Below are 13,858 nucleotides of genomic sequence, written 5' to 3'. Positions count from 1 at the left end.
CTTCAGAGTCGGTTGGCGATCGCTGTGGCGAACCCCATGGTATTGCCGCTGCCACCCAGATCGGGAGTCAGTGAATCCTTGGCATTCAGTGTGGCTACAATTGCGTTACGTAGGCGTTCGGCGTTCTGTGGTTGGCCGATGTGATCCAGCATTTGTGCAGCACCTAACAGTAGCGCGCATGGGTTGGCCTTGCCCTGTCCAGCGATGTCTGGAGCGGAGCCGTGTACGGCCTCGAAGATGGCTTGTTCATTACCAATGTTGGCACCCGGGGCTAAGCCTAAACCACCGACCAAGCCTGCACATAGATCTGAAAGGATGTCGCCGAACAAGTTAGTGGTGACAACGATGTCGAATTGCTCCGGACGCATCACAAGTTGCATGCAGGCGTTGTCGACGATCATTTCCTGGAAATCGATCTCTGGGTACTGGCTTGCGATGTCACGAGCGGTCTTCAGGAATAGGCCAGAGGTTGATTTAATGATGTTGGCTTTATGCACTGCGGTGACCTTTTTGCGGCCTGTCGTGCGTGCCAAGTCAAAGGCATAACGGACAATGCGTTCGGAGCCTTTGCGGGTAACCCGTGCGCTAGAAATGGCAACTTCGCCGTCGGGAGAGATGGTTTGACCTTCGCTCAAGTAGGCGCCCTCGGTGTTCTCTCGCACTGTGATCAAGTCGACGCCATCAGTAAAGCGTGACTTAGTGTTTGGGAAAGATTTGGCGGGACGTACGTTGGCGTATAAGTCGAATTTGCGTCGTAGGGCAACATTGATCGAGGTGAAACCTTCGCCCACTGGGGTGGTGAGCGGGCTTTTCAGTGCAACTTTGTTCTTGCTGATCGAGTCCAGGGTAGCTTCTGGTAGCAAGTCTCCGTGTTTTTCCAGTGCGGTCAAGCCTGCATCCGCGAATTCGTAGTTCAGATTCGCTTGTAAAGTGTTTAACACTAACAGGGCGGCATCCATGATTTCTGGACCGATACCATCACCGCGGATCACCGTAATTGTTTGCGTCATGAGAGTTGAGTTCCGAACTGAAAGGGGAGTGCCAACTGGCTGTCCAGATTGCAGATGCCGGGGGTTTTACGTGCGTATTATGCCTGATGTCCGTAGATGACCTCAGCCGATAACACTTTTTGAGATCTAAATTATTTGATCTACGCTCTCGGGTGCAGAGCTTACAGTTTGTATGGTTCTTTAGTGGTAGTGATCGGCATTGACCGATCCTGGTCTCAGTTGGAGCGATTCCACCAACGGTGATTGTTTCCTAACTACGTATCCATGCCATTCGCCAAGTGCAGTGGATTTGCACACTACTTTTAGGCAGCAACCATATCTGACATTCCGTCAGATCTTTAAATTGCTGAGAGAAACGTCCGCGTGATGTTCGTTGCATTGATCCACTTCGTGCAAGGATGGGTGCGTCTCTTCATGATGGGTAAGAGGTCGCTGTGCCGTCTGGTGTGTGATGTGGATCAGGATGGATGTCAGGGTGCGCAGGGTTGCATATAAGTCAGTCGTGCTTGTTGTGTGCTGTTAGACTCCTCCAAGTACCTATGTGCAAACGCATTTGGGCTTTGGTGGCAGTTTCTCAGTGCTGTTTAGCTGAGTCGCGCAGATGCTGAGTTGGTGTGGTGCGAGAAGGTTTCGGAAAGGCCTTGGTGGCTACAATTAAGTTGTGCAACGCAGTCATTGATGTAGCTGCTGCAATGTAATACCAACGATGCCACTAGGTTGGGCAACTAAATGTGTTTTCATGTTTGATGCGTCAGTGTGGCAATTCTGGGGCAGCTTGAAAAAGGAGCCTATGACTTGGTTCAGCTTGGACAAGATGTGTTGACGCATAAGCTGGCAGAGCTCGGTGAAAGTGGGGATGAGATCGTTGTTTGGGCTCCAATGGCGATCATTCCTGCGGAATCTCCTTGGTCAGCAGTTGTTCGAGCTTACCCGCATGATGGAGTGCCATCATGTCGTCGTAGCCGCCAATATGAGTGTCGCCGATGAAAATCTGGGGCACGCTGGTGCGCTTAGTGCGTGTAATCATTTTTTCACGTTCTGCTGAGTTCACGTCGATCCTGATCTCGGTCCAAGTGTAGCCCTTGGTCTTTAGGAAATTCTTGGCAGCCACGCAATAGGGGCAGATAGCAGTTGAGTAAATAGTAATCTTGGGGGGGCTGTCTGCTTCATCACTGGTAGTGTCTTGTTTCATGGGAAACTCCGTGTCGATTTTCAGGTCCAAGATGATAACTGACTGATCCGCATTTCGAAGACGGTGGTTGCAACGCTTAGACTGGTGGCTTTGCCATAATTTTGCGACAGGAGTTTTGTTTTGCGTCGACTATCACTTGCTCTTGTCATTGCTTTCGCTTTGCCCCTGGGGAGTATCGGTGTCGATGCTCAGGAAAGCCGCTTACCGGATATTGGTTCGTCGGCGGGCCAACTGTTGACACCGGCACGTCAGGCTGAATATGGCAAGCTGATGATGGCTGAGTTACGCAACTATGGCTATGTGTTGGAAGATCCGTTGTTGCAGGGTTGGTTGCAGACCATAGGGGAACGTTTGGCTGCCAATAGTGATCAACCGCAGCAGTCTTTTACATTTATCTTGTTAAAAGAGCGTCAAATCAATGCGTTTGCCACATTGGGGGGCTATGTGGCGGTGAATTCCGGTCTGTTGCTGACTGCAGAACGTGAGGATGAGGTTGCAGCAGTGCTTTCGCACGAGATCGCGCACATTACCCAGCAACATGTGCTGCGTAGCGTTGAGCGCGCGCAGCGTGATCAGATTCCGATTCTTCTAGGTATGCTGGCAGCCGTCATCGCTGCGCAGCATGTTGGTGGTAATTCAAGTGGTGATGCGACGATGGCTGGTATTACCAGCGCGATGGGACTCATGCAGCAGCGTCAGATCAACTACACCCGTTCCAACGAGGCTGAGGCTGATCGCCTTGGAATTCGCACCCTGGCGCGTAGTGGTTACGATGTAGAGGCGATGGCCGGTTTTTTTGAGAGAATGTCGCTGGCGATGCGTGGTAATTCTGGTGGTGACCAGGTGCCAGATTACTTGCAGACCCATCCGGTCACTGTGACCCGCATCAGCGAAGCTAAGGCACGTGCCGAGCAATTCAAGAAACAAACGGAACTGACGATGGCGAGTAGTGTTCCTGGCCTGATGTCTCAGGAACGCTTGGGTTTGAATCACGTCTTGCCTGGTGTTGCTTCCAATCCATTGTTGCCCAGGGGATTACAGCCAGCGTATGGCGTGTTATCTCGTGGCCCCAGCGGTCAGTTTGGTTGGGCCAAGGAGCGTCTACGGGTACTTAGCGCGAAATCGCCAGATATTGCGTTGCGTGAGTATGAAGCCCTACGTCGCAATGCAAAGGGTGGGTTGAGTGAGTTTCAGCGCTATGGTCTGGCGTTGGCTAAGTTGCGCAGTGGCAGCAACCTAGCTGAGGTCATGCATGAATTTCGTGCGTTGTTAGAGGTGCATCCTGACAACGTGTGGCTTGGATTAGCGTTGGCACAGACACAAGCCCGGACTGGTCAGCGTCGTGAGGCTGGCGAGCGTTTCGATGCATTGTTACGGCGCTTTCCTGGGAAACGTGCAGTGGTGTTGATGTACGCGGAGATGCTCAATGAAGGTGGCAATCTCCAGGATGGTAAGCGTGCTCAGGCATTGTTGTTGCCGTTACTGCGCCAGTTAGCTGGGGATGCATTATTTCAACAAACCTTCGCGCGTGCTTGCGAGTTGGCCGGAGCTACTGCACGAGCCAGTGAGGCCTATGCTGAAGCTGCGTTTCTGAACGGACGTCCGGAGCAGGCATTGATTCAGTTGCAGGCGTTGAAGAAGCAGAATCTGGATTATGTGACGCGGGCGCGAGTCGATGCGCGTATTGCGGTGATTACTCCAACGGTGCTGGAAATGCGGCGTCAAGGTGTCCGTGATCCAGATTTGGACCGATGATGTTTGTTTGTCATATACGCCACATTTTTGTCATGAATTTGTAGTCTACTGGTAAGTATCCAAGTAAGGCGGTACCTGAGCGTGCAAAAACGCGTCTTGATTGTCGATGATGAAGTTGCGATTCGCGAGATGGTTGCTTTCGCTCTGCGTAAAGGCGAATTTGAATCGTTGCATGCCAGCGATGCGCGCGAGGCTCAGACCGTTATCGCAGATTGCGTTCCCGATTTGATTCTGTTGGATTGGATGCTGCCCGGTACGAGTGGCCTAGACTTGGCCCGGCGCTGGCGTAAGGAGTCGCTGACCCGTGAAATACCGATCATCATGTTGACCGCGCGTAGTGAGGAGGATGATCGGGTTGGTGGTTTGGAAGCTGGGGTGGATGACTACGTGGTCAAGCCATTCTCGGCGCGCGAACTGTTGGCACGAATTCGCGCGGTGATGCGCCGCACGCGTGAGGATGATGAAGATGGTAGTGTCGCGATTGGAAAATTACGTATCGACGGTGCCGCGCACCGTGTGTATGCCGGTAATATGCCAGTACCAATTGGGCCGACTGAATACCGTTTACTTCATTTCTTTATGACACATTCGGAGCGCGTATACACGCGTACTCAACTGTTGGATCATGTTTGGGGCGGCAGCGTATACGTAGAGGAGCGCACGATCGATGTGCATATCCGCCGCTTACGTAGGACTTTGGAGCCATTCAACCTGGATGCTATGGTGCAGACCGTGCGCAGTGCCGGTTACCGTTTCTCCGGGTCACTCTAGATCTGAGTATCCCGTCGAATACCGTGAGTATCGTCTCCACACTCCACCGTATTCGGTTAGCTTGGTTCAAGACCCTGGGTGTGCTGGCGCTGATGTTGCTCACTGCACTGCTTGTTGGCCTGCTGATCGGCCAAGTATGGATAGTACTGACTTTGACGGCATTAGGAGAGCTGGCTTGGCAATACTGGCGATTGCATCAAGTGCTGCATCGACTGGCCGTGCGTCGACGCTGGGATCGCTCGGCGGGTATTGGTGTTTGGAAAGCGTTAGAACACTTGCTTTACCGTAATCAAACCGACATGCGTGCGCGTGGTCGTCGGTTGATGGAGATGCTGCGTACCTACCGCGCAGCGGCTGCAGCCTTACCTGATGCGGTGGTTGTGGTTGATTGCAACAGCCAATGCATTCAATGGTTCAATGAGGCTGCGAATACTTTGCTTGGCCTGCGTTACCCTGGTGACCTGGATATGCCTGTCGTCGAGCGGCTGCGGCCTTTGCCGCTGGCACCATGGTTGATCCCCGGCTGCGGCAATGCTGAGGGGATGTTGGACGTGCCTTCACCAGTGAATGCTGACTTGCGCTTGAATCTGCGCATGATTCCTTATTTCGATGATTACTTGTTGCTGGTGGTGCGCGACGTTACCAAACTGTTGCATTTGGAGCAGGTACAGCGCGACTTCGTAGCTAACGTGTCGCACGAATTACGCACCCCACTGACCGTGGTCTATGGCTATCTTGACATGCTCGATCCGGATGATTTCCCAGATGCTGGTCCGATGTTGAGTGAAATGCGTAAGCAGTCGCAGCGCATGGCGCAGTTAGTTGAGGATCTATTGACCCTCTCGAGATTGGAATCCCAGGAGGAACTCGAAGAGGAGCAGGTGGCAATGGTGCCGATGCTGGCAACCTTGCGTCGTGAGGCTGAAGCGCACAGTCAAGGTCGTCATGTGATTGAAGTGATCGACAATGCCGGCTGCGATCTTTTCGGTTCCAATAAAGACCTTCACAGTGCGTTTTCCAATTTGCTTACCAACGCAGTGCGTTACACCCCGGCTGGGGGTAGCGTTAGGGTGTATTTTCAACGCGAAAACGATGGTGTGGTGCTGATGGTTTGCGATACTGGTTATGGCATTCCAATTTCACATTTACCACGAATCACCGAACGTTTTTACCGGGTTTCCAGCAGCCGCTCGCGTGAGAGGGGTGGTACCGGTTTAGGGTTGTCTATCGTCAAGCATGTGTTGGAGCTGCACCAAGCGCGCTTAGAAATCATCAGTGAGGTTGGTAGGGGGAGTGAGTTTTCCTGCCACTTTGGTGCAGCGCGTGTCGCCATGCGTGAATCTGAGTCTTTGCCGATACACCCTTGATATCCATATCACCATGTTTCAAATGAGCCTTGCTCGTGTTGTGTAGGTTTACTGTGGCGTAACCGTTGTTGTTTCTTCCTATATCTTTCGCCCCAAGGCGTTCTATGTCTAATTCTTCTGCCGTTGAACCCGTTCCAGCGTCTGATGTCAGCCAGCAATTACGCGATCCGGGACTATATTTGAATCGGGAATTATCACAGCTTGACTTCAACTTCCGAGTACTGGCGCAGGCATTGGATGAGCAGGTGCCGTTGTTAGAGCGGTTGCGTTTCTTGTGTATTTCTTCCACGAATCTGGATGAATTCTTCGAAATCCGTGTCGCTACCATGCGCCATGCCCAGGAATTCGGTTTGCCGCCAGCGCCGGATGGGATGAGGCCGGCAGCCATCCTCAACGCTGTTCACGACCTGACGACTCAACTAGTACATGAGCAGTACAACTGCTGGAACCAAGTGCTGTGCCCGGCACTCGCTGCACTTGGTGTGGGTGTGCTCGGTCATAACAGTTGGAACGTGCGCCAGAAACGTTGGCTACGTGGTTACTTCCGCAATGAGATCATGCCGGTATTATCGCCACTTGGTTTGGATCCTGCCCACCCGTTCCCAAAAATCTTCAATAAAACCTTAAATATCGTGGTGGTGCTTAACGGTATTGATGCATTTGGTCGTGCCGGCCATCTGGCTATCGTCCGTGCGCCGCGTTCGTTGCCGCGCATTATCGAGTTGCCCCAGCATCTGTGCGGGGTCGGTTCGCAAAACTTCGTCTTCTTGTCCTCCGTGTTGTCGGCTTTTGTCGATGAGTTGTTCCCGGGCATGGCGGTCAAAGGGGCTTATCAATTTCGCGTCACTCGCAATTCCGAGTTGGTGGTGGATGAGGATGAGGTCGAGAATTTGGCGCTGGCGTTGCGTAACGAGTTGGTGACACGCGGTTATCGTCTTGCAGTACGGCTGGAGATCGCTGAGGACTGCCCAACCCCGATTGTGCGTACATTACTTCAGAAGTTTGGTTTGCAAGAAAACGCTGTTTACCGGATCAATGGTCCTGTCAATTTGAGCCGAGTCAGTCAGGTCTATGACATGGTTTTGCGTCCGGAGCTGAAGTATCCCCCGTTCAATCCACGCACGTTGCGTCACAGTGATCGCATTTTTGAGATCGTAGCTAAGGGGGATGTGCTGTTGTACCACCCTTACGATGCTTTTACCGCAGTGCTTGATTTGCTGCGTCACGCGGCGGCTGACCCGGATGTGCTAGCGATCAAACAAACCCTATACCGCACCGGCAAGGATTCGACAATCGTCGATGCACTGATCCAAGCTGCACGCAGCGGTAAGGATGTGACTGTGGTGGTTGAGCTGCGCGCGCGTTTTGACGAGGAGGCCAACCTTGGCTTGGCCGATAAGCTGCAGGAGGCTAGGGTACAGGTGGTGTATGGTGTCGTCGGTTACAAGACCCATGCCAAGATGTTACTGATCGTACGCCGTGAGGGGCGCAAGCTGCGTCGATACGTGCATTTGGGCACAGGTAACTACCATAGCGGTACGGCACGGGTGTATACCGATTTGAGCCTGATTACTGCCAACGCGGCGATCGGTAAAGATGTGCATCAACTATTTCTGCAATTGTCTGGATTGGCACCCAAGATGAAGCTTGAGTGTTTGCTGCAGTCCCCATTCACACTGCATGCGGGGGTGCTGCGTCGGATCGAACGCGAGACCACGTTGGCGCGGAAGGGGCGCCCTGCCCGCATCATTGCCAAGATGAACGCACTTAATGAACCACAGGTCGTACGAGCCCTGTATATGGCTTCGCAGGCCGGTGTGCGGATTGATCTGATTGTGCGTGGGGCTTGCACGTTGCGACCGGGTGTGCAGGGCATATCGGAAAACATCCGAGTGCGTTCAATCGTCGGCCGCTTCCTGGAGCACAGCCGGGTTTACTGGTTTGGTAATAACGGTGATCCTGAACTGTTTTGCGCGAGTGCCGATTGGTTAGAGCGTAATTTGCTACGTCGGGTCGAGATCTGTTTCCCGATTTTGAATCCGGATTTGGCCAAACGCATTTATTCCGATGTTCTGCAGAACTACTTGGATGACAACCTCAATGCTTGGGAACTGGGGAGTGATGGCGTGTACCGGAAACTGTTTCCTGATAAAGGCGATGTGCCATACTCGGCGCAGATGGCTTTGCTAGAGTGTTTATAGGTGTTTCGTTGCAATCTGGCGGTGATGTTTACAGCGCTGATGAGATTTTCAGCTACCATAACCCTGATATGCTCAATATGCTGCCATCCTATCCCCCGCTGAAGGAGGGTGACCTCTTGGCGGCCATTGATCTGGGCTCCAACAGTTTCCACATGGTGATCGCGCGTTATCTGCTTGGTCAATTGCATGTGGTCGATCGTCTCCGCGAGACGGTGCGTATCGCGGATGGACTGGATGCTAAAGGGGGGTTGTCGAGCAAGGCGTGCCAGCGTGCGCTCGAATGCTTGGCCCGCTTTGGGCAGCGCCTCCGTAATATTCCATCCACCCATGTGCGCGCCTTGGCCACCAATACGGTGCGTCGGCTCCATTCGCCACAGACCTTTCTGGTGCTCGCTGAGACCGCCTTGGGGCATGCGATTGAGGTGGTCAGTGGCCGCGAAGAGGCGCGTCTCATTTATCTTGGTGTCGCTCATGCGCAGCCGCCCAGATTGGATCAGCATCGATTGGTGATTGACATTGGTGGTGGCTCGACCGAATTCATCATTGGCAAAGGTTTCGAGCCTCTGGAGCGAGAGAGCGTACAGGTAGGGTGTATCGCCAGTACACGACGTTTTTTTCCAGACGGTAAATTGTCCAAAAAGCGGTGGAAGGATGCACTGACAGAGATCGGTACCGAGTTCCAACAATTTGCTGCCCAATACAAGGCATTGGGTTGGCATGAGGCACTGGGTTCTTCAGGGACGCATAAAACGATTGCCAAAATCTGCGTAGAGATGAAACTCACCAAGGGGGAAATCACCGCCCAAGCGTTGCCGGTATTGCGTGAAGATCTGCTAAAAGCCAAGCACATCGAAGATATCCATTTGCCTGGTTTGTCGGCCTATCGCCGCCCAATCATTGCTGGTGGCATATTGGTGCTGGAGGCTGTGTTTCAGACGCTTGGCCTGGAGAAGCTGTTGGTCAGCAAGGCAGCAATGCGTGAAGGTATCCTTTACGACATGCTCGGTCGTGCTGGTGACAACGACCCACGCGATACCTCGGTGGCTGTGTTGATGCACCGCTATGCTATTGATGAACAACAGGCGTTGCGTGTGGAAGCGACGGCACAGTGGCTGTTCAAGCAGGTTTGCGGTCCCTGGGCGTTGGAGGCTGACGACGCTCGTGTGCTTAGTTGGGCTGCGCGCTTGCACGAGCTGGGGTTAGTGATTGCGCACAGTCACTACCACGTGCATGGCAGCTACGTGCTGGAGCATTCCGACATTGCTGGTTTCTCTCGGCAGGAGCAGCAAGTACTGGCTGTACTGGTGTGTACTCATCGTCGTCATGTGCCTAAGAACGCCTTCGACGTTTTACCTGATCGTCTACGGGTGTCGGTTCGTCGCAGGGCTGTGCTGCTGCGTTTAGCCGTATTGCTGCATCGTGCGCGTGAACCCGATCTGGTGCCCGCTTTGGATCTGCATGTTGAGGGCGATGTGCTGGTGTTGACTGTTCCCCAGGATTGGTTGACCTCGCGTCCGCTACTGCGCAGTGACTTGAATGCCGAGATTGAGTCAATGGCGGGTTTGGAAATTGCCTTCAAACTATCCCTAGTTTGACATGTGTGGTGTATATGGTCGATCGGGTGATTACAGGCGGCTTACTGCATTGTCGCGGCATGGCGCTAGATGCACGCCTTACACCCGTGTGAGTTGCGGCCACTTCCTGTGCGAGCGAGATTTCTGACGTATCTGCCATGCGGGCATGGGCAGAGAGTCAGTTGTTCGAATCAGTCTGGTAAGCCCAGATGCTGCGCGCTATCTGCCGCTTGGATGCGCACACGCTGGTGGCGATCTATGTTGGCCGGTCGATAGTAAAGTAGTTCCGGTAGCTGTGCTGTAGCAGGTGTGGTGCAATATGTGCTTCATATGATGCAGTGATCCCCGGTTACGAGAGAGATCGGTACAGATGATCCGGACTTCATGTTTTTCAAGATTCAATACGATGGGTGTTGATGCTGCATTCTGCGAGTGTTGATCTGTAATTGTTTTCCTGCTGTCGTCAGAGGTTTCGAACACGTCAGTGTGCAAGCAATCATTAGCGTTTTTGTTTTGAGGATGCTGTGATATGCAAGGATGTGCACGGTGAGGAAGCATGGAAGGCTGTGTATGGTATAGCAGATAGCAGGGCCGTATTTTTTGAATTACGGTTGTGTCCGCTCGATGAGGATGGGTTGCACTGCAATATTGCTCTGATTACTGCTGAAATGGTGAAACAATTTAATTTTGATTGTGGCGTGATCGATGTCAATGCGATGTACTGCGTTCGTTGCCCCATCACCAGAAACAGCGTATTCAATTGACGTGCTTTGGATTGTTACGTCGTTTTTTAAGCTGCGATGGTGCGGGTGTGTTCATTGGTGATGCTAGCGTGTGCCACCGCTATTCCCAGCACGGTTGATGATGTTTTGGGGTATACCCTGGATTTCAAAGGGGCTGCTGGTCGAAATATGTATAGCGTGTCCATTGACTTGCTTGGTGTGATGAGGATTGATAGCTTGCTTAACAAGCACAATCTTATAGTCATTGCCAGTGTCAGCCATGTGCGCATCGGCGTGCGTGATGTTTGGTCCTGTATACGGCATTCTAAATTTCCTTTCAGTGTTTCAGTCGTTGCGTCGTGTTTACACGCAATTCGCTTTCCTGAGTCCACTACAATGATTGAATGACGACTCTGATCATTTCCGATCTGCACTTGGATCCGTTACGTCCCACTGTGACCGAATTATTTCTACGATTCTTGCGAGAGCAGGTGTCTGGGGCCGATGCGCTATACATTCTTGGCGACCTGTTCGAAGTATGGATCGGTGACGATATGCCTTCGGAAGTGGCGAATGTGGTGGCCGCTGTGTTGCGCATTCAGGCCGATATGGGTACGCCACTATACTTCATACCAGGTAACCGCGATTTCCTGGTGGGTGCTGGTTATGCAGCGCGTGCTGGTTTCCGGATTCTTCCTGATCCATGTGTGGTTGATCTCTATGGCGAACCCACAGTGCTGTTACATGGTGACCTGTTGTGTACCGACGATATTACGTATCAAGCATTCCGTACGCAGACACGCAATCCGGAATTCATTGCTCAGTTCTTGGTACAGGCTCTCTCCGTGCGCGCTGCTTTTGCTCAGCAGGCGCGTATGGCTAGCCACGCGCACCAGTCTGGATTGAAGCAGGAGAATGACGGCATGCAGTTCGAAAAAATCACCGACGTGGTGGCTGCTGAAGTCGAGGCGATGTTTGCTTGCTATGGCGTAGATCGCATCATTCACGGCCATACTCACCGGCCAGCGTTGCACACCTTACAGGTTGGTGAGCGTGCTTGCACGCGTGTGGTGCTTGGTGATTGGTATCAGCAAGGCTCGGTATTGCGTGTGGACGCTGATGGTCTGATGCTGGAGCAGTTGTTATTGTCCGGTTGAATTCGTTTCTACACCGGTGCTGTACGGTGGTATACAGGGCTTATGTATGGTTCTTCTGGTGGTCTTGGCAGTGGGTGTCGTGCTGTGTAAGCGTCTATTCCAGGTAAGCGTTGTTGTTTGGTGTGGCATTGCTGTATGAGTACAGCCGTTGCCTTCAAGTCATTGATGCTAATTTTTTGCGGTTTTTCTCTTTAGAAGCCTTGAGAGTGTCTGGAATGAACGCGGTTATCGTTGCCGAATATTTTGGTTATCTGTGTTGAATTCCGGGAGGCAATATTCAAGAAAGATTGTTCTGCATGGCATAGTCGGTAGCTGTACAGCGGTTGGATGTTCCTTCCAGGCGTTGGCGGGATCATATAAAAATGTGTCCATATCTTCGGTTTTATTCATGGGCATAAGAACTCCCTTTGATCTGTAGATAGGTTCTCTTTACTTCAAAGTTTTTTGTCTTATAACGTTAGTGACATTGGAAAAATACGAAAGAGAGACGCTTGTTTGAGGGGAGTAATAGTGTTGCCGATGCGTTGTACCCTAATGCGTCAACCCACTTCCTGTTAGCAATGGTATTAACCGCAACCACTGTATCAATATCATCAAATGCACTGTTGATGGTGAGCGTAGCAGCGAAGATGCTTGCTTCAGATCAGGGGTACTTTTCCGGATGAGTTTGTCAAAGAACAGGAAAAAACGCATCGCTTCACTGTTAATGGCGTTCGTTTGTGTGGGTTTACTGCATCGTGCTTTCCTCCTTAAAGTTTGCTCTCGGCATTGGCAGTGAGCAGGCGATTGATGTCCTGTACATCTTCAATGTTCAGGGTGCCGCTGTTCTGAGCCAGTAAGAGACGGTTTTGCAGGAAGTTGTAGCGTGCTTGTACATAGGTTTGCCGTACCGAGAAAAGGATACGTTGGTTCTGCACCACGTCCAGCAGGGTTCGGGTGCCGACTTCCAGACCGACTTGAGAAGCATCCAGGGCCGCCTGTGCTGAGACGACCGCTAAGCGGCGTGCTTCGACCTCGCTGATGCCGGCGACCATATTTTGGTAGGCATTGCGTGTATTACGGTTTAGCGTGCGCTTATTCTGCTCGTAGTTATCCTGTTGGATGTTGTGCTGTGCGATCGCTTGGCGCACCCTAGATTGGGTCGCACCACCAGCGAAGAATGGTACTGTCAGGGTCAACTGTAGGTTGTTGGTGTCGCTGCTTGGCAGGTCCCTGCTGGGAATCATTGCGCTCATTGCGCCGCTGGACGATCCCCAGGCTTTACTTTTTCCCAGGTTTCCACCCAGTGACAGAGTTGGGTAGTGCTCGCCACGTGCGGCTGAGATGCTAGCTTCTGCAGCATCGACCTGCAGTTGCTGTGCTTTTAGCGACGGATTGTTGGAGATGGCTTCACTGACCAGCTGGTCGATGTTACTGAATTTCGCTGGTACTTCTGGTCGGAAGTCTTCTGGCAGGCCGCGCAGGTCGGTGACTGGTTGTCCGGTGATTTCTGCCAATGCCTGATAGTAGTCTTGCAGCGTGTTGCGTGCAGTGATGGTGTCTGCGCGGGCTTGGTCGTAGCTGGCGCGTGCTTCATGCAGGTCTGTGATCGGTGATAGACCGACCTCAAGACGTTTCTGTGCGTAATCGAACTGGCGCTTGGCCGACGCTTCGTTGGCTTCTGCGGCGATCAGTGATTCAATCCCGATCAAGACGCTGAAGTATGCAGCCGAGCTGCGCACAATCAAGCTTTGTTTGGCCGATTCCAGGGTGAAGTCCGCAGCTTTGGCGACCGCCTGTTGCGACCGAAGGGTGGCAAACTGATTCCAGTTAAACAGGGTTTGGGTACCGTTGATGCTGTATTGACGGTTCTTGCTGATGGCTGATCCGCTGATCCCGTCGTATTCAGTGCGGCTACGTGACAGGGCGACCGTGCCGTTCATCTGTGGCAGCAGCGCTGCACGTGCTTGAACTTGCCCTTCACGGCTGTATAGCCGAGTTGATTCGGCGGCGCTTAACTGAGGATCGGCAGTGCGTGCCATTTCGTAGACTTGCAGCAGGTCGGTTGCTTGCGAAACGACCGGAAATAAGGCGGTGGTCACGGCCAGGGTGAGGCAGCGGTGGATCATA

Annotated in this window: 9 protein-coding genes; 6 read left to right on the top strand and 3 right to left on the bottom strand. The window is 52.5% G+C overall.

What is annotated here, in order from left to right; genetic code table 11:
* Positions 1 to 2: 2 nt before the first annotated feature.
* Positions 3 to 1,010, bottom strand: a complete 1,008-nt coding sequence (locus tag PLS229_RS10205) for an isocitrate dehydrogenase (protein WP_038271738.1) — start codon at positions 1,008 to 1,010, stop codon at positions 3 to 5.
* A gap of 886 nt (positions 1,011 to 1,896) precedes the next feature.
* Complete coding sequence (gene grxC, locus PLS229_RS10200) at positions 1,897 to 2,202, bottom strand: glutaredoxin 3 (protein ID WP_038271736.1); 306 nt, start codon at positions 2,200 to 2,202, stop codon at positions 1,897 to 1,899.
* Positions 2,203 to 2,322: 120 nt separating this feature from the next.
* Between grxC and PLS229_RS10195 the strand changes: the two genes are divergently transcribed.
* The 6 genes from PLS229_RS10195 to lpxH all read left to right on the top strand — a co-directional run bounded on the left by PLS229_RS10195 (position 2,323) and on the right by lpxH (position 11,749).
* Entirely contained in the window at positions 2,323 to 3,957 is a 1,635-nt protein-coding gene (locus PLS229_RS10195; RefSeq protein ID WP_038271732.1) for a M48 family metalloprotease, read from the top strand.
* 81 nt (positions 3,958 to 4,038) lie between these two features.
* Entirely contained in the window at positions 4,039 to 4,728 is a 690-nt protein-coding gene (gene phoB / locus PLS229_RS10190) for a phosphate regulon transcriptional regulator PhoB (RefSeq protein ID WP_038271729.1), read from the top strand.
* Between the two features lie 92 nt (positions 4,729 to 4,820).
* Positions 4,821 to 6,095: a phosphate regulon sensor histidine kinase PhoR gene (gene phoR / locus PLS229_RS10185; RefSeq protein WP_230428300.1), complete on the top strand. Its 1,275-nt coding sequence runs from the start codon at positions 4,821 to 4,823 to the stop codon at positions 6,093 to 6,095.
* A gap of 104 nt (positions 6,096 to 6,199) precedes the next feature.
* Positions 6,200 to 8,296 carry a polyphosphate kinase 1 gene (gene ppk1, locus PLS229_RS10180; protein ID WP_171898064.1) on the top strand — a complete coding sequence of 699 codons (2,097 nt, stop codon included), beginning with the start codon at positions 6,200 to 6,202 and terminating at the stop codon, positions 8,294 to 8,296.
* A 68-nt stretch (positions 8,297 to 8,364) separates the two neighbouring features.
* Entirely contained in the window at positions 8,365 to 9,891 is a 1,527-nt protein-coding gene (ppx, locus tag PLS229_RS10175; RefSeq protein WP_038271776.1) for an exopolyphosphatase, read from the top strand.
* Between the two features lie 1,105 nt (positions 9,892 to 10,996).
* Positions 10,997 to 11,749, top strand: coding sequence for a UDP-2,3-diacylglucosamine diphosphatase (lpxH, locus tag PLS229_RS10170; protein WP_038271721.1), 753 nt, complete (start codon positions 10,997 to 10,999; stop codon positions 11,747 to 11,749).
* Between the two features lie 749 nt (positions 11,750 to 12,498).
* Here lpxH and PLS229_RS10165 read toward each other — a convergent pair.
* Positions 12,499 to 13,857, bottom strand: a complete 1,359-nt coding sequence (locus PLS229_RS10165; RefSeq protein ID WP_038271718.1) for a TolC family outer membrane protein — start codon at positions 13,855 to 13,857, stop codon at positions 12,499 to 12,501.
* Between the last annotated feature and the right edge of the window lies 1 nt (position 13,858).

Source organism: Xylella taiwanensis (assembly GCF_013177435.1).
GTDB classification, from domain to species: domain Bacteria; phylum Pseudomonadota; class Gammaproteobacteria; order Xanthomonadales; family Xanthomonadaceae; genus Xylella; species Xylella taiwanensis.
The sequence above is the reverse complement of the archived record's forward strand: the minus strand, read 5'-3'. Positions and strand labels throughout refer to the sequence as shown.

Bases quoted from the DNA above. Each gene is read 5' to 3' on its own strand.
- PLS229_RS10205 (WP_038271738.1), bottom strand. From the start codon at position 1,010: ATGACGCAAACAATTACGGTGATCCGCGGTGATGGTATCGGTCCAGAA.
- grxC (WP_038271736.1), bottom strand. From the start codon at position 2,202: ATGAAACAAGACACTACCAGTGATGAAGCAGACAGCCCCCCCAAGATT.
- phoR (WP_230428300.1), top strand. From the start codon at position 4,821: ATGTTGCTCACTGCACTGCTTGTTGGCCTGCTGATCGGCCAAGTATGG.
- ppk1 (WP_171898064.1), top strand. From the start codon at position 6,200: ATGTCTAATTCTTCTGCCGTTGAACCCGTTCCAGCGTCTGATGTCAGC.
- ppx (WP_038271776.1), top strand. From the start codon at position 8,365: ATGCTCAATATGCTGCCATCCTATCCCCCGCTGAAGGAGGGTGACCTC.
- lpxH (WP_038271721.1), top strand. From the start codon at position 10,997: ATGACGACTCTGATCATTTCCGATCTGCACTTGGATCCGTTACGTCCC.
- PLS229_RS10165 (WP_038271718.1), bottom strand. From the start codon at position 13,857: ATGATCCACCGCTGCCTCACCCTGGCCGTGACCACCGCCTTATTTCCG.